This is a genomic window from Flavobacteriales bacterium (assembly GCA_025210295.1).
GTDB lineage: Bacteria > Bacteroidota > Bacteroidia > Flavobacteriales_D > Parvicellaceae > S010-51.
Genome location: JAOASC010000026.1, coordinates 203,867 through 224,839, shown reverse-complemented (window position 1 = coordinate 224,839; position 20,973 = coordinate 203,867). Strand labels below are relative to the sequence as shown.

Here is a 20,973-nt window from a genome sequence, read left to right as displayed (position 1 = left end):
TTAATTTTGCTTCATTTTATCTCCTAAAGCATTATCAAAACGTTGTTTAACGTCTTTAGAGAATCCATAATGCACTTCATCGACATTCATCTTACCTTGTGTTACATGTCCTAATAATGTAAAAGGCACTCCAGACGCAATCATATAATCTAAGAAATCTTCTTCTGAAGCATTATCAACTGTTACCACAACTCTTCCTTGCGCCTCACCAAATAAGAACGCATCTTCTCTTACTTCTGAATCAGTAACGATATCAAAACCTAATGCTCTTGGCATCGACATCTCAGCTAAAGCAATGAATAACCCTCCGTCAGCACAATCATGCGCTGCATTGACCAGTTTATTTTCAATTAAACCTTTGACAGTCTGTTGCATTGCAAACTCTTCTTCTAAATTAAAATAAGGAGCAGGAGAGGCTTTTACATTATGATAACTGTATAAATACTCAGAACTAGCAATATCTTCTACGGTTTTACCAATCTGGAAAATCAAATCTCCTTTTTGTTTAAAATCTAGAGACATTACATTTTCTTTATTTTCTACAACTCCTAACATTCCTATTGTTGGTGTAGGAAAAACTGGAACCTCAACCCCATCAATTACAGATTGGTTATAAAAACTTACATTTCCTCCAGTAACTGGTGTTTCGAACTTTTCACAAGCTTTTGTCATTCCTTTTATTGCCCCTACAAACTGCCAATAAGATTCAGGATTGTATGGGTTTCCAAAGTTTAAGCAATTAGTGATTGCAGAAGGTTGACCTCCAGAGCAAGCAATATTTCTAGCTGCTTCTGAAACCGCTATTGCACATCCTGTTTCAGGATCAGCATTTACATAACGAGAGTTACAATCAACCGTCATTGCTAATGCTTTATCTGTTCCTTTAATATTTACAATCCCTGCATCAGTAGGAGTATTGGTACTCATACTACCTGCTCCTACCATACTATCGTATTGCTCATAAATCCATCGTTTTGAGGCAATATTTGGGTGTGTTAATAAGAAATTAGCCACTTCTACTAAATTCTCTGGTTCCTGAACGGAATCAATTGAGAACTTTTTATACTCTTCATAATAAGCAGGTTCTTTATACTCTCTGTTGTATATTGGAGCTCCACCTCCTAAAACTAAAGAATCTGCATTGACATTAGCCACGACTTTTCCTTCATAAGAGAATTCAACCATTCCATCACCGGTTACTTCACCGATCTCTGCACAGTTCAAGTCCCACTTATCGAAAATATCCTGTACAATTTGTTCTTTTCCCTTTTCTACAACCACCAACATTCTTTCTTGTGATTCTGATAAAAGGATTTCCCAATCTTTCATCCCTTTCTGGCGAGTTGGAACTTTATCTAAATCGATCTTCATCCCTACTTCTCCAGCAGCACTCATTTCACAAGTAGAACATGTTATACCAGCGGCTCCCATATCTTGCATACCAACCACAGCATCAGTTTTTGCTAATTCCAAAGTAGCTTCAAGTAATAACTTTTCTTGAAAAGGGTCTCCAACTTGTACAGCTGGTAAATCGTCCATTGAATCTTCTGTAATATCTTTAGAAGCAAATGCAGCTCCATGAATTCCATCTTTTCCTGTAGCAGATCCAACAATAAAAACGGGATTACCAACCCCAGAAGCTGTTGCTGAAATCATATCACCAACGTTCATTATCCCTGCAGAGAATGCATTGACTAAAGGGTTTTGATTATAACTATCGTCAAAAAACACTTCTCCTCCTACAATAGGAACACCAAAAGCATTACCATAATCGCCAATACCTTTTGTTACTCCTTCTACCAACCACTTTGTACGATCATTTTCTATATTTCCAAAACGCAAAGAATTTAACTGAGCAATTGGTCTAGCCCCCATAGTAAAGATATCTCTATTGATACCTCCAACACCAGTAGCTGCACCTTGATAAGGTTCTAAAGCACTTGGATGATTATGTGACTCTATTTTAAAACAACATGCCAATCCATCTCCTATATCTACTAATCCGGCATTTTCCTCCCCTGCTTCAACCAACATGTGCGGACCTGTTTTGGGTAATGTTTTTAGCCAAACTATTGAGTTTTTATAAGAACAGTGCTCACTCCACATTACAGAATATACACTCATTTCTGTGAAGTTAGGAGTTCTCCCCATAATTTCTTTTATTTTCTCAAATTCAGATTCTAAAAGACCTAATTCTTTTGCTTGTTCTAAAGTTGCTTCTTGCATTTTGTTTATCGGTTTTAATCTTGCCCACAAAAATACAATTTATTCAGGTTAAAATAACAGGTTACTTTTCAACATTGGGGAATTGTTTTGAGTATATACAAACAATATTGAATTCAAATTCTTGCTAGTTTTTTAATGTTATTATTTCTTCCAAACTTCCTGTTTTTAAAACGGGAACCCCATTGGCTTGCCCCACAGTTGATGAGTTTCCTGTGTACGTTAACTTTAAGGTTTTATTACTGACGTCCTTTACCAAATAAATGGTTGAGGCCTCCCCATCTATATAGGCGTCTTCATAGCTATATTCTTCTTCATGATCGGGATGGTTAGCTGTTACAAAGCGATAAGCATAACTACGGTTACCAGAAGTCACATTAAAAACAATTCTTTCATTCTTCTTAAACGTATCTACTCCGCCTAAAAAATTCCAACTTCCCTTATAATGTTCGTGAACAGTTTCTTCAGAAACAACCTCTTCTCCTCCTGTATTCACATATTTTCCTGTAACCCTATAGTGCATTTTTTTCTCCCAAGTCCCATCTTTTTTTATTGAAAAACTCACATCCAATGGAACTCCTGTATAATTCATTACTCCACTATAGTCGTCAGCTTCTTTCAAATGAACTTCATCCCCCTCAATTTTTAACACTCTTTCTAGCTCACCATCAGAATCTAACGTCTTAAATTCACTGTACAGACTTGAAATTTGCCAATCTTTTGCTACTTTTCTTTTAGTCACCTTTTTACAAGACATCGCAAATGATGTTATCATCAAAAACGTCAAAACTTTCTTTACTCCCTTTTTTTTCATATCGTATTATTTATTTTACCTACACGATACCAGTTGTATAAAAAGGTTGCAGTTTAGCTAAAGAAAAAACTTTCCGTTTTTATACAACATAAGGAATAAACATCCATTTCACTTTTTTCTTGTAATCAATATACTCCTGATCCTTTGAAAGGTGCCTTTCTTCGGTAACAGCTCTTAAAAAATATATAACTGTCCAAAATAACATAGGACCTATAGCCCATAAATGACCTACTAAATAAGGCAAAAAAGTAACCCACCAGACGATTAGTTTTGCTAAATAATGTGGATGACGAATATAACGATATGCTCCACTTGTTACGATACCTCTATTCGTTAAATTCGAACATTTAGCTCCTAATCTCATTACCACCGACAATTTAAAAAGCATAACTATACTTAAAACAATCCGCACCACAAAGGTCACCTCTTGATTCACAAAAAAAGCATAATCTTGTGTAGGAAACGGGACGTATTTTGTCATAAAAACAAAAAACGGTGTGTAGCAAATTAACAAAACTCCCCAACCTAAAACAGTATCATCGACGGACTTCACCTCACTATTTAACTTCTTAGACTCGAATAAGTAACCAAATGCATAATAACCTAACGTCACAAAAGAAACACTATAAATAATAAAAGTAAAAATCGTTTGATTAAAAAACGGCACAATTCCCGTGTAACTCCATTTTGAACGACTCAATTCAATCAATAAATCCAAATAAATAATTGCAGACGGTAGCATCAATGGAATAAAAAAGAATTTAACGAGGGTGTAGCGAATATTTTTCCAGTCTCCTTTCTCCAACTTCCCATTTCTTACTCCTTTTAAAAAGCGTTCTAATTTTGTTTCTTTCGTCGCTCTCTCAATTAAAAACGCCTGATAAAAAATATAGAACAATGCTGCTACCTTTAATACCGATTGATGTATCCCTTTGGCAATATAAAACCCTTGTTTTTCATCAAAAGTTACTAGATAAAATGGAAGTAATAGATAGATTGCTAATACCACTAAAATAAGACTTGCTGATACTGTATGTAAATATAACTTCCTCAAATGCTCTCTTTTAAAAGTCTCCAACATCTAAACCTATCGTTAACTGAACTGTAGGCTTTTTCCAATCAAAGTTTTGTTTGCTCATACCCCACCCACAATCAACACCTACAACTCCTAACATTGGAATATACAATCTTCCTCCTATTCCTGTAGAATGGTTCAATGAAAACTGATCTCCCCATGCAAAGGTGTTTCCATTTTCATAAAAGGCATGCCCCGTTAACATCCATTTTTCAAAAGTAATTAGTTTTCTCCTTAATTCCACACTCATTTTTAGTGCTAGTGGATCTCCTCCATCACTTGACAAACTTCCTACATCATATCCTCTTAACCCTATAATGTCATTGGCATTAATACTATAATTCGTTATCCCTGTCCCTCCCATTTCAAATCTTCCAAATGGTACTACATCTAAATCCTGGGTAAATCTTCCTAAGGCTCCTACTCCAAACTTTGAAGCTAAAATAGTGTTACGCTTTTTGTCTAAAGGCTTAAATAATTTAAACGAAGCTTTTAACTTATAATACTCTAACCATTTATAATTTTCCTGAGTACTAGCTGTCTGATCTATGGTCTTCAACAATGAATAAGGGATTGTTGAACGTCCCTCAAGCTTAAACAATCTTCCTGTAGTAGGGAAAAAGGCATTATCTGTTGTTTGGTTTACCAAAGAAACATTGTAAGACATTGCGTTATAAAAACCATTCATAAAACCGAACAATGAATAGTTTTCTGGTTGATAATACTGGTAATTTAATTGATGACTCAACCTTAAAAACGGCTTATTTTTCATAGGAAAGTGAGACACTCCTATTTGAGAAGAAACTAAACTCAACGTTCCTCCAGCTCCATCGTTATAAAACGCATAATCAGAAGATAGCCCAATACCAACAGGTTTATTTTTCAACCTGGGTTCTTCAAACAAAAAAGAAAACCCGTAATAATTTTGCGCATCACTCTGAGCCTTAATAGATAAATGCTGTCCTCCACCGGCTGGCAAAGGATTCCAACGTGCCCCTTTTCTAAAAACATCAGATAATTCAAAATTTTTAAAATCAAAACCTAAAGTTCCTATTAAATATGTTCCATCAAATCCACCACTTACTAAAAAACGATCTGAGATTCGTTCTTTTAAGATATAGGTTACATCCACTTTTTTATTTAGTGTATCAATATTTAAATCCACATCAAATGCTTCTGGGATAAAATAATCTAACTGCATCAATTTATTTTGAGATAAAATAATTTTACTCCTTGAAAATTGATCTCCCGAAGCGGTAATCACTGTTTGATGTAGGATTTTATCCTTTGTTCGGACATTACCTTTAAACGCTATCTTTCCATAACTGTATTGCTCTCCCTCTTTCACCTCTACAATTATCTTAACAATACTATCTCCCTCAAACTGTTCTACAAAGTTTAATTTTAAATTTGCATAGCCATTATCGACATACCTAGAAGTAACATCATTTCTTTTTTCCTCAAAAAACAAACGCTCTTCCAACCTAGGTTTAGCATAAACTTTACCTACTAAAGAAGCCACAACTCTTTTCAGCTCTTCTTCAGTAAAGAGCTCACAACCATTAAAAGCAATATCTTTTAACCAGTATTGATTTCCTTCTTTAAGATAAATAGAAAAATCAACATTGTTTTTTTCGTAAAACTCCGCTACGCTATCCACTTCTACATCTAAAAACCCTTTTTCTTGATAAACTTTAATGATACCTTGAACTAGCTCTTCCTGACTTTGCACATAATACTTCCCTTGTTTAAAGGGATGAGCCTGATCAAGCTTCCCCAACTTATTTAACACCTCCTTACTCCTCTCTAAACCTCCTAATAATTTAATTGTTCTGATTCTTGAACGTTCTCCTTTCTCAATCCGATAATTTAGATTGACGCGTTTCAAAGTATCTGTTTGTGCGGTTAATAGCACTTCTGACGATCGATACCCTTTACTTTGCAAAACGCTTTTAATGGTATGATTTATTGTCTTTAAAGCATGTGGACTGTAACGTTTTAATACTTGAACTCGCTTATTATTCAATACTTTCTTTTTCTCACTATCATTTACCCCCTCAAAAAACAGCTCCCCCAATAGTTGATATTCCTTTAAGCGTATCGTCAGAAAAACTTTTTCTTTACGTACTTGTTTTGATATCACTATATCATCAAAAACTCCCTCATCCCATAAAGCTTGAACAGCATACTGAACTTTTGGACTAGGAATTCGAATATACTCTCCTATTTTCAAGCCACTCAACGTAATAATCGCATCTTCAGATGTAGTCGTATTTCCCTCTACTTTAATCCCTTCAACAAGATAAACCTCTTCTTGTTGCCCCCAAAAAGCTAAAGCATAAAAAATAACGTATGCACAGATGTAAAATTTCATAAAATATAAACGATATTTAAACGTTTTGATTGTATTATCTGTTGTTCTTTATTACTTTTATCAATTTGAGTGTATATTTACGTGAAACACACTTCTGTTTATTCTAATGACTTCAATAAAACTTAACATTTCTGCTCTATTTATGCTTGTTGGAATTCTTATTTCCAACCAGTCGAATGCACAAATATACGATTTAGACTTAGATAGTCTTTGGAATGTTGTACGTTCTGAAAAATCGGAGGACACTTTAAAAGTGGACGCGCTTAGCAAAATAGCATCACAGTACTTTAACACTTTTCCAGACTCAACGATTTTCTTTCTTAACCAAAGCATTACCCTAAGTCAGTCAATTGGCTATCAAAAAGGGGTTGCTAAAGGCTATATGAACTTAGGTGCAATAGCCAGTATTCAAGGAGACCTTAGTTTAGCAGCTGAACATACGATAAAAGCTCTCGAAACCATTGAACTTACCGACGATATAGAGTATCGTATTCAAATTTTAACCAACTTAGCTGCATTAATGCAAGATAGTGGAGATCTCGACAGTGCGGAGGAATATGCTAACGAAGCCCATCAAATTTCTTTAAAAACATCGAATTTAGCTTCACAAATTAGCACCTCTACAGCTTTAGCTACCTTTAAAGCCAGCAGACAGAACTATGTTGAAGCAGCTGAAGATTACCTAAAGGCCTTAAAAATTGCTGACCAGCATAAAATTATGGGAACAGAATACTTTTATACTGTTGCTGGGCTAGCAAACTGTTACGACAACATTTATCAAACACATGATTCTTCCCTAGTTTGGTTTAACAAAATGGATTCTGCAAGAAACATCTTAAATGCCTCAAACATTGACATTTATTACTTTAACACCAAAGCTAAACACGCTATAAAGTATGATAAATATGAAGAGGCCGAAAACCTGGCCGATTCTGCTTTTCAGCATGCTCAAATTTTAAAGTCAAAATCAAAAATCGCCAATTATTATTTCCTAAAATCAGACATTTATAAAGCCAAGGGGTTATACAAATCGGCTTATGACAATTACAAAACAGCAATTAAATACCAAGACTCATTAAGAGCAGAAAGCAAAGAGGAAAAACTACTTGCTATTGAACGTAAATATAGCTCAGAAAAGAAAGGAAAAGAGTTACTATTAAAACGTGCAGAACTAGAAAAAAATCAAATAGAAATCGAAAGTCAAAAAAATCAAAAATTAATCATGATGATTATTTTTGGTTTGGGTACCATTTTTACTTGGTTTGTAATTTTCTCCTTTTTAAAAAACAGAAAGAAAAATAAATTATTAAAATCCCAAAATGAAGAGCTAGAAAAACTATCTATTGTAGCGAAAGAAATAGACAGTACCGTAATCATCACCAACAGTAAGGGAATTATCGAATGGATGAACGAAGGTATTTTGGAAATGTACCAACTCACTCAAAAAGAAGCTGACCAACGTTTAGGAACAAACATTATTGACACCAGTAATTTTCAGGGATTACAAACTGTTATTAACGAGTGTATTTCTACTAAAAAATCTTCATTTTACACCAGTAAACATTTCAAAAAAAATGGTTCAATATTATGGGTTCAAACAACTTTAACTCCAATATTAGATCAAAAAGGGGAAGTCAATAAAATTGTATTTATTGATACTAACGTAAGTACTGTAAAAAAATCTGAAGTTAAACTTTCTCAACAAAAGACCTTACTGGAAGCTAAAAACAATCAAATAACAGATAGCTTTAATTACGCCAAAAGGATTCAACAGGCTGTTTTACCATCTGATACAACGTTAAGCGCTGTATGGCAAGATTATTTTGCACTGCTAAACCCTAAAGATATTGTTAGCGGTGATTTTTATTGGTTTTATGAAAAAAACAATAAAAAATATTTAGCTGTCGTTGATTGTACTGGCCATGGAGTTCCAGGAGCCTTTATGACGATTATCGGTAACAATTTACTGAATGAGATTCTTCAAGACAACTTTAACACCCCTGTTGAAATTCTTCAAGAATTACACATTCGTATTAAGATTAGACTTGGAGGGTCAATTAAAGCCAAAGTTATGGATAGTATGGACCTTGGTTTGATTTGCCTTGATACCAAAACCTACCAAATTACATTTACCGGGACTCATACCAGCGTATACTTAATTAGAGGTAGAGCTCTAACTGAATTCAAAGGTTCAAAAGAAACCATTGGTTTTAAAGATCAGATAAAATTAAAAATGCATCAATTTCAGGCTAAACCTGGAGACATGTTATACATGCATACAGATGGTTACCCCGACCAAAAAGGAGGAAAAAGAAATAAAAAATTCTATTATCAACCTATTAGAAATATGCTCATCAACATTAGTTCAAAAGATGTTGGCACTCAAAAAGAAATTGTGGACGAAACGTTCCAAAAATGGAAAGGAGCTACGGAGCAAACTGATGATGTTTGTATGGTTGGTATTCGTATTACTTAGATAAAATTCTTAAGTTCCCCCAAATCTTTTTCTTCATCAACATCTGTTAATGTTGGCAGTAAAAAATGGCTTTTATTTCGTTTTTTTATTTGAATTAAAGTATCAAGCAAAACATCTTCTGTGCTCCAAATTATATTTTCAAAAACAGACTTTTCTAAACTCCTCATACCAATCAAATAATAACCTCCATCATTTGCAGGCCCTAATACAAAATCATGATGATCTAGCGCTAAAAAAGCCTCTTCTATAATGCGTTCAGAAAGGTCATAACAATCACTACCGATCAAAACTACTTTATCGGCAAATTCCCCAAAAGAATCTTTAAAAGCACCATACATTTTTTCTCCTAAATCCCCTTCTGTTTGAATTCTTTTCTCAAACAAATCCCCTTCAAACTCATCATTAGAATCAATGTAATTGGTATAATATACCTTTCTTAAAGCATCAACCTTACCAGCCACAAAGCACGTATACTGCAAGAGTGCTTTATAGATAAACAATGCTTTTTCATCCCCTATCGTTTTAGCTAATCGAGTTTTGACCTTACCTAATTCTTTATTTTTTACAAATACTATCAGTTGTTTATGTTCCATTGTAGCAAAATTATAAAAGTATTTTACAGTGTTTTATTAAAGTTGATAAGTTCTATTAAATTCTATTCAACTTCATTGCTATAATAGACGAATTAAAGTACCTTTGCTGACAACAAAAGTCCTAATATAAAAAACTTAGCGAGTACTTTTTAAGTTAATTTCTCTTTCTACATTAACTTCTACCTAAATAAGTTTAATCACACATCAGCTATTAAACATGGAAAAGAAAAAAACACTAATTGTAATTGTTGGACCTACGGCAATTGGAAAAACGGCTTTAGCAATAGAGCTGGCTCGCTACTTTTCATGTGAAATCATTTCTGCCGATAGCCGTCAGTTTTTTAAAGAAATGGCCATAGGCACTGCCAAGCCGACACCAGAAGAGCTAGCTTCAGCCCCACATCATTTTGTTGATTTTTTGTCGATTACTGAAAAATATACTGCTGGACAATTTGAAAAAGATGCCATTCAGAAACTAGACGAACTTTACCAAAAAAACGACATTGCTGTACTAGTTGGAGGCTCTGGGCTATATGTTGATGCTGTATGTTATGGTATTGATGAAATTCCCTCAAATGAAGAGATTAGAACTCAACTGAACAAAGAACTCGAATTACATGGTTTAACTCCTCTGCAGGAAGAACTAAAAGAAGTTGACCCCAAAATATGGGAAACCATCAATCAAAAAAACCCTCAACGCATTATTAGGGCTCTAGAAGTCTTCAGACACACTGGAAAACCTTATTCCTTCTTTCGAAAAGGCACCAAAAAAAACAGAGCTTTTGAAACCATTAAAATTGGGCTTGATACCGATAGAAGTATTGTATACGACAGAATTAACCAACGAGTGGACCTTATGTTAGAAAACGGACTACTCTCTGAAGTTAAAGCTCTTGTTCCATACCAAGATCTCAACGCTCTAAACACTGTTGGTTATAAAGAATATTTTAAATACTTTAAGCGCGAGATTACTCTTGACGAAGCTACAGCATTGCTCAAGAAAAACACACGTAATTTTGCGAAACGTCAACTTACTTGGTTTAGGAAAGATCAAACAACAAAATGGTTTCTTCCGAAAGACTTTGACGCCATTAAGTCTTATATTCTAGACCAAACTACCAACTAGCTTCCAAACGTAAACAGTTTATTCTTTTACCCTTTTCATAAAAAGATAAAGCGCTACAAAAGCGAAGATGATATTGGGGACCCAAACAGCAATCCAAGGAGCCAACCCCACATTTGTGGAAGCTACAGTTGTCATTTTCATAAAGAAAATATAGGTAACGCTAGCAATCAATCCCACAATTAAGTTTTTACCTACCCCTTCTCTTGATTTCCGAGAAGAAACAGCAACTCCAATCAAAGTTAAAATATAAGTTGCAAAGGGATAAGCTGTCCTTTCGTACAAGACAATTTCAATATTAGTCAATAGTGTTGACCCTTTTTCTTTCTCTCTATTTCTAAATTTGATCAGCTCTTGCGTATTCATTGCTTCCATAATATTACTTCGTTGAGCCAAATCTTTGGTATTAAAATTCAACAAAGTATCAACTTGATCATAACGCACAATCTCCTCTCCCCCCTCTTCTTTTATGTTTCGAATAAAAACATTATGCAATTCCCAGTTATGCAATACACTATCTCCATTTGCTGAATTCACCTGCATATCTGATGTTAATTCATAAACACCGTCTTTATTCGTTGCCCATTTTTCTACCCACAAACGATCGACTCTATTGTGCTTAGCGTTGATACGATTAAACCTTACAATAGTATTAGAATCGATAACTACCGTTACTTTTTTAAAGTTTCCTTCAAGTACTGTAATATACTTACTCTCAAAATCTAACCGTTTTTTATTAGAGTGCGGAACTACCAAGTGATTCATCAACAAAGCGATTGCCAACAATAACGTAGAAACCATCATATAAGGCCTTGTAAATCGAGCAAAACTCACTCCATTACTTAAAATCGCAATGACTTCACTCCTTTGAGCCATAAAACTCGTAAAGAAAAGCACCGATAAAAAGATAATTAAGGAGCTAAACAAATTAACGTAGTGTAAAAAGAAATAAGGATAATACCCTAATGCAATATCACTAAAAGTGATGTTATTATTTTCATCTGTAAAGTCTCTTAACTTCTCGCTTATATCTATTACGATAGCTATACTCATTACAGCTAAAATCATAAAGATATAAGTCCCTAAGAACTTTCTAATGATATATAAATCTAATTTTTTCAAGTGTTCTCTTATAACCTTGTTTTCAATTTTGGAACCATCTTATTTTTCCATTCTCCAAAAGTTCCAGCTTTTATTTGTTCTCTAGCTTCACCTACTAACCAAAGGTAAAACGCCAAGTTATGTATACTTGCTATCTGCATTCCTAAAGATTCTTTTGCAGCAAACAAGTGTCTAACATACGCCTTAGAATAAAAACTATCGACATAAGAAGTTCCGTTTTCATCTAATGGAGAGAAATCATCTTTCCACTTTGCATTCTTCATGTTCATAATCCCCTCTCTGGTAAATATTGTTCCATGTCTGGCATTTCTTGTAGGCATTACACAATCAAACATATCCACTCCTAACGCAATTCCTTCTAAGATATTATCAGGTGTTCCAACCCCCATTAAATAGCGCGGTTTATCTTTAGGCAAAATATCACATACCAACTCTGTCATTTCATACATTTCCTCAGCAGGTTCTCCAACAGAAAGCCCCCCTATTGCATTTCCTTCTCTTTCAAACGAAGCAATTGTCTCTGCTGATTGTTTCCTTAAATCCTTATAGGTACTCCCTTGTACAATTGGGAAAAAAGTTTGCGAATATCCGTATTTACCTTCACCAGCATCAAAATGATCTGTACAACGTTTTAACCAACGATGTGTCATCTCCATCGATCGTTTTGCATAAGAGTAATCACATGGATACGGAGTACATTCATCAAACGCCATAATGATATCAGCACCAATTGTACGTTGAATATCTACAGCAATTTCTGGACTAAAAAAATGTCTTGCTCCATTAATATGAGATTTAAAGGTTACTCCTTCCTCTTTTATTTTTCTGGTATTTGATAAAGAATACACTTGATAACCTCCAGAATCTGTTAAAATTGGTTTATTCCAATTATTAAACTTATGTAAACCTCCTGCTTTTTCTATAATATCTAACCCTGGTCTTAAAAACAGATGATAGGTATTCCCTAATATTATCTGTGCTTTAATATCCTCTTCCAACTCTCTCTGATGTACACTTTTCACAGTACCAGCAGTACCTACAGGCATAAAAATTGGTGTTTCTATCTCTCCATGGTCGGTAGTTACGACCCCAGCTCTTGCTTTCGTCTTCTCGTCTTTCGCTTCTATTCTAAAGTTCATAAAGTTGTGGATAAAGTTCCAAACTGCAAATATATAATATCTTTAAGAACAGTACTTTTGTTTCTTTAGAATAAACTTATTTTAACATTGGACATCAACTTTAGCATATCAGAATATATCTTAATTTCATTATTTGGAGCAACTTTTATCATCCAAATGTTTTATTATCTCGTCTTTTTTATACGATTGGGTTTTTCATCCAAAAAAAAGGACGCTCCTAGTTTCACCCCTCCTATCTCAGTTATTATAGCAGCCAGAAACGAAGAACAAAATTTAGTCAATAACCTTCCTCTTATTCTCAACCAGAACTACCCTAACTTTGAAGTAATTGTTGTTAATGATCGTTCATGGGATGAAAGTTTAGATGTATTATTGGCATTGGAGCAACAATACGAACACCTCAGAACAGTTGATATTCCAGATGTTGGTAAAGATGGCTACGCAAAAAAGATGGCCTTAACCTTAGGAATAAAAGCTGCACAACACGATCGATTACTCTTTACAGATGCAGATTGTTTTCCTACTTCACAAAATTGGATTTTATCCATGGCCCAAGGATTTTCAAATAATAAAATGCTTGTATTAGGTGCTGGACCATATCAATATCAAAAAGGGTTTTTAAACAAACTCATCAGGTATGATGCCATTATGATAGCAATTCAATACCTTTCGTTTGCAAAAGCGAAAATTCCCTATATGGGAGTTGGAAGAAATCTTGGATACACCAAAGAACTCTACGATTCGGTAAGAGGGTTTAAAAGCCATTATCATATTCCTTCAGGAGACGATGATTTATTTGTTAATGAAGCTTCAAACCGAAAAAACACGACGGTTATTTTTAATGAGGAAGCGATTACATTATCCACTCCAAAAGATACCTATAAAGCTTGGAAAGAACAAAAATCTAGACATTTCACAACGGGGAACAGGTACAAGTCTTTCCAATTATTTTTATTAACCTTATTTCCGCTATCTATAGGCTTATTCTATGTTTCAGCAGGAATTTTAGCATTATTAAACTTTTTCCCTTTGTATATTTTGGGACTGGTCGGTTTTAAAATACTAATTCAAATGCTTACCTTTAGTCAACCTTTTAAAATTATGGGGAGTAAAAATTTAATTTTCATGGCACCTTTTTTGGAGTTAATCTTCTTATTTTTGACCCCCTCACTAATTTCAAAAAGTAAACATTTATAACAACTCATAAACGATGGAAAAGCAAAACCAATCTTTAGATCACCTTTCTGACAAAGCTAGAATCGACTATGAGTTAGTCTTAAAAGCTGTCAATCAAAAAGATCAAAAAGCATTTACAGATTTAATGGATCGCTATAGAGATTCTATTTTTTTCATGCTTTTAAAAATGGTCAATAATAGAGATGATGCTGAAGACCTAACAATTGAAGCTTTTGGTAAAGCCTTTAATCGATTACACCAATACACCCCTAATTATGCTTTTAGCACCTGGCTGTTCAAAATTGCCACCAACAATTGTATTGACTTTTTAAGAAAGAAGAAAAAAAATGTTCTCTCCATTGACAATAGACTTGAAAATGAAGATGGGGATGCTTTTATGATTGAATTAAAAAGTGAGAACCGAAATCCTGAAGAGGAAGCAATCAGAGCCCAAAAAATTCAATTAATGCGCTCAGTTGTTGGTCGTTTAAAACCCAGATACCAAATCCTTATTGAATTGCGATACTTTAAAGAAATGAGCTATGATGAAATAGCTTCAGAACTGAATCTACCACTTGGTACAGTTAAAGCTCAACTTTTTAGAGCAAGAGACTTTCTATTCAACATTCTTAAAGACAATAAAGACCGTATTTAACTCTAACACAACGACTGTGGAACAACTATTAAAACATTTTCCTAACCTTACACCTCTCCAACTTGAACAATTTAAGCAACTAGAAGAATTGTATTCTTTCTGGAATGCCCAAATCAATGTAATCAGTAGAAAAGATGTTGACAATTTCTACGAGCGACATGTTCTTCATTCTTTAGCTATAGCTAAAATTATTGAGTTTAAACCCAACACTAAATTACTGGATGTTGGTACTGGTGGAGGATTTCCTGGTATCCCTCTTGCCATACTTTTTCCTGAAGCCGACTTTTTATTGGTAGATTCTATTGGAAAAAAAATTAAGGTGGTGAATGAAGTTGCACAAGCTCTAAAACTAACAAATGTTGAAGGAGTTCACCAACGTGCCGAAAAAGTAAAAGGAAACTTTGATTTTGTAATCAGTCGAGCAGTAACACGAATGAACCGCTTTGTTCCTTGGGTTAAAAATAAGTTTAAATCGCATAGTTTTAACGATCTACCCAATGGAATCATCTACCTCAAAGGAGGTGACCTACATGAAGAATTGAATGAAGTAAACTTTAAACACAACCCCTCACTTCACAAAATCTCAAACTATTTTGATGGTGAATTCTTCGAAACCAAACAAATTGTACATGTAAGAATGAATTAGCCTAACTATTCTTTAGTTTTTTCTAAAAAAACATTTAATTAACATAATTTTTTAGGCTAAAATTTCTTATGTAACTTTTGTTACATACTTTTGCTTTTTATTTTTGTATGGAAAACTCAACAAAACCAAAGTGGAAAACAGAAAAAGCATGGAGATCAGTAGCTAAAGCAATTTCATGGCGTGTCATCGCTTCTGGAACCACATTTATACTTGCCATTATCTTCTTTGGGGACGACCCCCAAGCTGTAGAAAAAGCAACAGGAATAGCCATTCTTGAAAGTATTATTAAAATGACCTTATACTTTTTCCATGAAAGACTTTGGATAAACATTAAATGGGGAATACTAAAACCCAAAGAACATGAATAAAGATACGATAGAAAAAATAAGTAATCAAATAGAAAGCCTTTCTGCTGTTGACACACTAAAATATATTGCTGAAAAGCACAATGGTTTAGCTGTATTTTCAACATCATTTGGACAAGAGGATCAAGTCATTACCGACATGATTCTGTCCAACAACATTCCAATCAAAATCTTTACACTAGACACGGGAAGAATGTTTGAAGACACTTATAGGGTTATGCAAAGAACCAATGAGAAATACCAAACAAAAATTGCGGTATATTTCCCAGAAAGTTCAGCAGTAGAAAAACTATACCAAGAAAAAGGTGCCTATTCTTTTTACGAATCTGTTGAAAATAGGAAAGAGTGCTGTTTCATTAGAAAAGTTACCCCTTTAAGAAGAGCTTTAAGTGGTAACCAAGCATGGATTACTGGTTTAAGAGCCCAACAAAGTCAAAACAGAAACTCACTAGCTAAAGCTCAATACGATGAAAACTTTGACCTGCTTAAAGTCAACCCACTAATCAATTGGTCCCTAGAGGAAGTTAACCAGTATTTAAAAGCGCATAATGTTCCACAAAACGCATTACACAGCAAAGGATTTATAAGCATAGGATGCTCTCCTTGTACAAGAGCTATAAAAGAAGGGGAAGATATCAGAGCCGGAAGATGGTGGTGGGAAGACACCTCCAAAAAAGAATGTGGACTACACCGCTAAAAATTAACCATTAAAAACTAAAAAAATGTTTCCAAAAGAACTAGAAAGCGAAGCGATATTTATACTTAGAGAAGTTGCTGCCCAATTCAACAACCCTGCATTGTTGTTTTCGGGAGGAAAAGATTCCATCACATTAATGCGTTTAGCTCAAAAAGCTTTTTATCCCAACAAAATCCCTTTCACGATAATGCATGTTGATACTGGACACAACTTTCCAGAGACAATAGAATTTAGAGATCGCTTAATGAAAGAACTGGACGCTAATCTTATTGTTAAATACGTGCAAGACAGTATCGACCAAAACAAAGTTGTAGAAGAAACTGGAAAATATGCCAGCAGAAACGCTCTACAAACTGTTACACTACTAGACGGTATTGAAGAAATGAAGTTTGATGCCTGCATTGGTGGTGCTAGAAGAGATGAAGAGAAAGCCAGAGCTAAAGAACGTATTTTTTCGGTAAGAGATGATTTTGGACAATGGGATTCAAAAAACCAACGTCCAGAATTATGGCATTTCTTAAATGGAAAAATCAACCACGGTGAAAATGTTAGAGTTTTCCCTATTAGCAACTGGACAGAATTAGACGTATGGAACTATATCAAACAAGAAGAAATAGAGATTCCATCCATATACTATTCACATAAAAGAGCTTGTTTTATTAGAGACGGTATTCTTTTCCCATACTCTGACTTCATCAACATGGATGGTGAAGAAGTATTTGAAGAGACGGTACGTTTCAGAACTATTGGAGACATGACCTGTACTGCTGCTGTACAATCAGAAGCTGCAACAATCGACAAAGTTATTGAAGAAATTGAAGCTGCAGAAATATCTGAGAGAGGAGCTAGAATAGATGACAAAAGATCAGAAGCTGCAATGGAAGACAGAAAAAAGGCGGGATATTTTTAACCCTCAACACCTAACAACCCCCACAAAAAACAAGATTTAACAGAACTTATCATACCTAAAAAATGGATGTATTAAAATTAACAACAGCTGGAAGTGTTGACGACGGAAAAAGTACCTTAATTGGACGGCTACTTTATGACAGTAATTCTATTTCTAAAGATCAAGTAGAAGCTATTCAGCGCGTTAGCGATAAAAAAGGAAACGATTACTTAGACCTTTCACTATTAACAGACGGATTAACTGCCGAAAGAGAGCAAGGAATCACGATTGATGTAAGCTATAAATACTTTTCTTCAGACAAACGAAGATTCATCATTGCCGACTGTCCGGGACATGTAGAATATACAAGAAACATGATCACAGGGACTTCTGACTCTGACTTAATCATTATTCTTATTGATGCAAGAAATGGCATCATCGAACAAACAAAAAGACATTTCTATATCGCTTCTATGATGGAGATCAATGAGGTAGTGGTCTGTATTAATAAGATGGATCTCGTTGACTATAAAGAAGAAACATTCAACAACATTCAAGCTGATTTCTTAAAGATGGCTGAGCGTATTAATGGAAATGATGAAAAACAAAACATCTCTTTCATTCCAATTTGTGCTTTAAAAGGAGAAAACATCGTCAAAGAATCTGATAAGTTCAACTGGTACAATGGACCTACTGTATTTAACTTTTTAGAAAATGTAAACCTCAACAAACGCATTGAAAACAAATTTAGATTCCCTGTACAATATGTTATTAGACCACATTCTGATACGATAACTGACTACAGAGGTTTTGCTGGTAGAGTCATGAGTGGCAACATCTCAGTAGGCGATGAAATCACTGTACTTCCATCATTAAAAAAATCAAAAGTTCGACAAATTGATGTCTTTGATCAAAAGCAACAAGCTCTTTCCTACAAAGAATATGGAACAATTCTCTTAGAGGACGAAATCGACTTAAGTAGAGGTGACTTAATGGTAAAATCAGGAGAAGAGCCAAAGCTTTCTAAGGAAATTAACGCTACAATTTGTTGGGTAAATGAAACTCCTTTTCAAAACAAAAAGTATATCATCAAATACGGAACAATGCAAACGTATTGTAAAATTTCTAGTATTAATCAAAAACTTGAAATTCATGAATTACAATTTGAACAAGGTGACGGAACAATTGAACTGAATGACATTTGTAACATTACCATCAAAACAGCTGTTCCTATGCCATTAGATCGCTACGATGAAATCAAGTATAACGGATGCTTTATATTAGTAGATGAACAAACAAACATGACGATAGCTTCAGGTATTATTGAATAACCCACTTGAACTTCCTGCTTGTATTACAAGTGGGAAGTTCTGCTATAAGCCCTACGACTTAATTCCTCCTCAGAAAATATAGGCGGTTTGATCTCTCGATTAATTTTATGCTCCTCTTTGGGTTTTATCAATTCAGCACACAAGTGTTTAAATTTTGTTTGAAACGCTGCCAAAGTCCACTGCCCAAAAACCGTGTGACCTCCTTCATATAACTGGACTTCATACTCTTCTTGTGTTGTGATATAACCCATATACGAATTAGCATACGAACTCAATATTACTTTCTGAACTCCTACCTCTTCCAACATCCTTTCCATTTGCTTTTCCAAACGCCTCCCAGCAACTGTTGTGATTTCGCCTGGCACACCTAGAATAACTACTGTTCCTATCATCCAAATTTGAACAGGTAATACCACAGGGACTAATGTATGTTCAATAAGTGCCTTATTTCTCGACTGTCTATTCATCTCCTTAATAGCCCCATCTATAAAACTCGGTAAAATGTCCATCTTCCCTTGTCCCAACAACTCTTTAGTTGATGCATTAATAACAATATCTTTACTCCCTTGGCTCTCTTTCAAGCTTTCTCTCTTTTTATTCCAAAGTTTATTTAAGCCTTTTAACACTATCATTGCAATAAACGGAGCACCTTTTCCATCTATAGGAGTTCCTTTAAAAAAAGGCATACCAAAACAAGCTTCAGATGTCCTTTTTCCATCAACTCCATTAGTAAATTCACTATCCACTTTTATTTTGGTGTAATCGGCATAAGAAAGCTCACTATCTAATCGCCCCTCAATCCTGAAACCAGCATCTTTGTCTATGATTTTATGAGCCTGAATAAATTGCTTTTCACCATTCTGTCTAGCATACAAATGATCACCAGTTTTTTTGACCTCCTCTCTTTTTTTTGCAGCACCCACTCCATGAAAGTGAGGAGAAACATCTCCAGCTTTTCCTTGGGCAAAAATATGCACTGTCCCAGGATATTTTTGCTCTAACAAATCAGCGGCATAACCTTTATTATCAGATGATACTTTTACATTGTCATTCCCTATAGCTGTAGCATGTACCCCAAACCAATTCACTGACCCTAATATTTTTCCTTGCATTGAATTAACTTGCATTAAATACATCTTTCGATCTAACGCCTGAGAATGGTCAACCTCTTCTTCTACATTCTCTGAATTACAATTATAAGCTTTTAAAGACCTATTCCAAGCTACAGCTACATCACTACCAAAAGAAGCTTCTTTATAACTCAATGTCGCCAATTCTTTTTTATTATACGCCTCTACAACCGCCTTGACGATAGCCTCAACAAAAGCATCCCTTATTTCTTTACTAAACCCTGGTGTTGTAAAAGAATAATAGGCATACTCTGAAAATCCTCCTGGCCCTGAATGTGTATGTTGAGCTGTTAGCATTAAACTACTTTCTTTTAACCTCAACTTTGTTTGAGCTTTATCCAAACATTTCATAACCTCCCTTCTAATCCCAGGAGTAATAAAAGCCATCTCTACATTAACAAAGACTAAGGACTCTTCTTCAGATTCAATAGCCATAGCACGAGCATACAACTTTGTTTCTTCACCCTTCACTCTATTCTCCCACATTCCATATCCCATCATCCCTACTTCCAGCCTAGGATAAAGCACAGCTACTTTTGAAAAACCTATACGATACATCACCTTTAACTTCTAATCCACATGAAAGTTATGCTAATTCTTCCCATAAAAAAAGTCTTCGATGAAATTTACATTATCTCTACCAACTCTTTTAACTGCTGATTCATTTGAAGAAAACCTTTTCTGGTTTGTGAATCCAATTGTTTTTTCAATAAAGGCACTAACAAACCTTTAAATTTCTCACTTTGAATAAAAGTTGTTGCCCCATCTTTATTATCTATTAATTCAAAATGATGCTCTCCATCAAAAAGACCTCTAAAAAACAAGTATCCCAACCAAGTCATTTTTTTATTCTTTTGGAATGCCAATACCTTTGGTCGAAAGGTCATAGGATTTGAACCAGGTGCTTGAAGCAGCACTTCAATTCTTTGCCCCACAGCTACATCGCCAGTTAATCTTTGAATAAATGGGTTCCAATTAGGATATTCTTTAAAATTTGAAAAGACACTCCACACTTTTTGAGGAGTAGCATTAATAATAATCTCTGTTTTAATTTCAAATGCCATAGTTGATCATTTTAGGATAACATAAATGCAATAATTAGCAGGTATCCCCTTGCTATTATTGTTCTACAAATATCTAATCCT

At 34.6% G+C, this 20,973-nt stretch carries 18 protein-coding genes; 9 read left to right on the top strand and 9 right to left on the bottom strand.

Annotated features, from left to right (window positions below; translation table 11 throughout):
* The 4 genes from purL to N4A35_08030 all read right to left on the bottom strand — a co-directional run bounded on the left by purL (nt 1) and on the right by N4A35_08030 (nt 6,486).
* Complete coding sequence (purL, locus tag N4A35_08045) at nt 1-2,226, bottom strand: phosphoribosylformylglycinamidine synthase subunit PurL (GenBank protein ID MCT4581352.1); 2,226 nt, start codon at nt 2,224-2,226, stop codon at nt 1-3.
* Between the two features lie 124 nt (nt 2,227-2,350).
* Nucleotides 2,351-3,037: a hypothetical protein gene (locus tag N4A35_08040; GenBank protein MCT4581351.1), complete on the bottom strand. Its 687-nt coding sequence runs from the start codon at nt 3,035-3,037 to the stop codon at nt 2,351-2,353.
* 79 nt (nt 3,038-3,116) lie between these two features.
* Nucleotides 3,117-4,091, bottom strand: a complete 975-nt coding sequence (locus N4A35_08035; GenBank protein ID MCT4581350.1) for a DUF1295 domain-containing protein — start codon at nt 4,089-4,091, stop codon at nt 3,117-3,119.
* A gap of 10 nt (nt 4,092-4,101) precedes the next feature.
* Nucleotides 4,102-6,486, bottom strand: a complete 2,385-nt coding sequence (locus N4A35_08030) for a BamA/TamA family outer membrane protein (protein ID MCT4581349.1) — start codon at nt 6,484-6,486, stop codon at nt 4,102-4,104.
* 106 nt (nt 6,487-6,592) lie between these two features.
* Here N4A35_08030 and N4A35_08025 point away from each other — a divergent pair, with 106 nt between their 5' ends.
* Complete coding sequence (locus tag N4A35_08025) at nt 6,593-8,962, top strand: SpoIIE family protein phosphatase (GenBank protein MCT4581348.1); 2,370 nt, start codon at nt 6,593-6,595, stop codon at nt 8,960-8,962.
* Here the strand turns inward: N4A35_08025 and N4A35_08020 are convergent.
* Nucleotides 8,959-9,555, bottom strand: coding sequence for a TIGR04282 family arsenosugar biosynthesis glycosyltransferase (locus N4A35_08020; GenBank protein ID MCT4581347.1), 597 nt, complete (start codon nt 9,553-9,555; stop codon nt 8,959-8,961). The two genes, N4A35_08025 and N4A35_08020, sit on opposite strands and share 4 nt — an antisense overlap.
* A gap of 217 nt (nt 9,556-9,772) precedes the next feature.
* Between N4A35_08020 and miaA the strand changes: the two genes are divergently transcribed.
* Nucleotides 9,773-10,681: a tRNA (adenosine(37)-N6)-dimethylallyltransferase MiaA gene (gene miaA / locus N4A35_08015; protein ID MCT4581346.1), complete on the top strand. Its 909-nt coding sequence runs from the start codon at nt 9,773-9,775 to the stop codon at nt 10,679-10,681.
* Nucleotides 10,682-10,699: 18 nt separating this feature from the next.
* Here miaA and N4A35_08010 read toward each other — a convergent pair whose 3' ends face one another.
* Nucleotides 10,700-11,800 (bottom strand): LptF/LptG family permease, encoded by a 1,101-nt coding sequence (locus tag N4A35_08010; GenBank protein MCT4581345.1) that lies wholly within the window; start codon nt 11,798-11,800, stop codon nt 10,700-10,702.
* An 8-nt stretch (nt 11,801-11,808) separates the two neighbouring features.
* Complete coding sequence (gene tgt, locus N4A35_08005; GenBank protein ID MCT4581344.1) at nt 11,809-12,939, bottom strand: tRNA guanosine(34) transglycosylase Tgt; 1,131 nt, start codon at nt 12,937-12,939, stop codon at nt 11,809-11,811.
* Nucleotides 12,940-13,026: 87 nt separating this feature from the next.
* Between tgt and N4A35_08000 the strand changes: the two genes are divergently transcribed.
* The 7 genes from N4A35_08000 to N4A35_07970 all read left to right on the top strand — a co-directional run bounded on the left by N4A35_08000 (nt 13,027) and on the right by N4A35_07970 (nt 18,698).
* Nucleotides 13,027-14,136, top strand: a complete 1,110-nt coding sequence (locus tag N4A35_08000; GenBank protein MCT4581343.1) for a glycosyltransferase — start codon at nt 13,027-13,029, stop codon at nt 14,134-14,136.
* A gap of 13 nt (nt 14,137-14,149) precedes the next feature.
* The gene (locus tag N4A35_07995; GenBank protein ID MCT4581342.1) at nt 14,150-14,770 is read left to right on the top strand and encodes a sigma-70 family RNA polymerase sigma factor; all 621 of its coding nucleotides are present in this window, start codon (nt 14,150-14,152) and stop codon (nt 14,768-14,770) included.
* A gap of 16 nt (nt 14,771-14,786) precedes the next feature.
* Nucleotides 14,787-15,416 (top strand): 16S rRNA (guanine(527)-N(7))-methyltransferase RsmG, encoded by a 630-nt coding sequence (gene rsmG / locus N4A35_07990; GenBank protein ID MCT4581341.1) that lies wholly within the window; start codon nt 14,787-14,789, stop codon nt 15,414-15,416.
* 107 nt (nt 15,417-15,523) lie between these two features.
* Nucleotides 15,524-15,784 carry a DUF2061 domain-containing protein gene (locus N4A35_07985; GenBank protein MCT4581340.1) on the top strand — a complete coding sequence of 87 codons (261 nt, stop codon included), beginning with the start codon at nt 15,524-15,526 and terminating at the stop codon, nt 15,782-15,784.
* Entirely contained in the window at nt 15,777-16,478 is a 702-nt protein-coding gene (locus N4A35_07980; protein MCT4581339.1) for a phosphoadenylyl-sulfate reductase, read from the top strand. Before N4A35_07985 ends, N4A35_07980 begins: the two co-directional genes overlap by 8 nt.
* Nucleotides 16,479-16,503: 25 nt before the next feature.
* A complete protein-coding gene (locus tag N4A35_07975; protein ID MCT4581338.1) occupies nt 16,504-17,388 on the top strand; it encodes a sulfate adenylyltransferase subunit 2 in 885 nt (294 codons plus the stop codon).
* 62 nt (nt 17,389-17,450) lie between these two features.
* Nucleotides 17,451-18,698, top strand: coding sequence for a GTP-binding protein (locus N4A35_07970; GenBank protein ID MCT4581337.1), 1,248 nt, complete (start codon nt 17,451-17,453; stop codon nt 18,696-18,698).
* Between the two features lie 23 nt (nt 18,699-18,721).
* On the opposite strand, the gene N4A35_07965 is transcribed toward N4A35_07970, so the two are convergent.
* Together N4A35_07965 and N4A35_07960 are read right to left on the bottom strand one after the other, a co-directional pair.
* Nucleotides 18,722-20,386: a neutral/alkaline non-lysosomal ceramidase N-terminal domain-containing protein gene (locus N4A35_07965; protein ID MCT4581336.1), complete on the bottom strand. Its 1,665-nt coding sequence runs from the start codon at nt 20,384-20,386 to the stop codon at nt 18,722-18,724.
* A gap of 68 nt (nt 20,387-20,454) precedes the next feature.
* Complete coding sequence (locus N4A35_07960) at nt 20,455-20,892, bottom strand: SRPBCC domain-containing protein (GenBank protein MCT4581335.1); 438 nt, start codon at nt 20,890-20,892, stop codon at nt 20,455-20,457.
* Between the last annotated feature and the right edge of the window lie 81 nt (nt 20,893-20,973).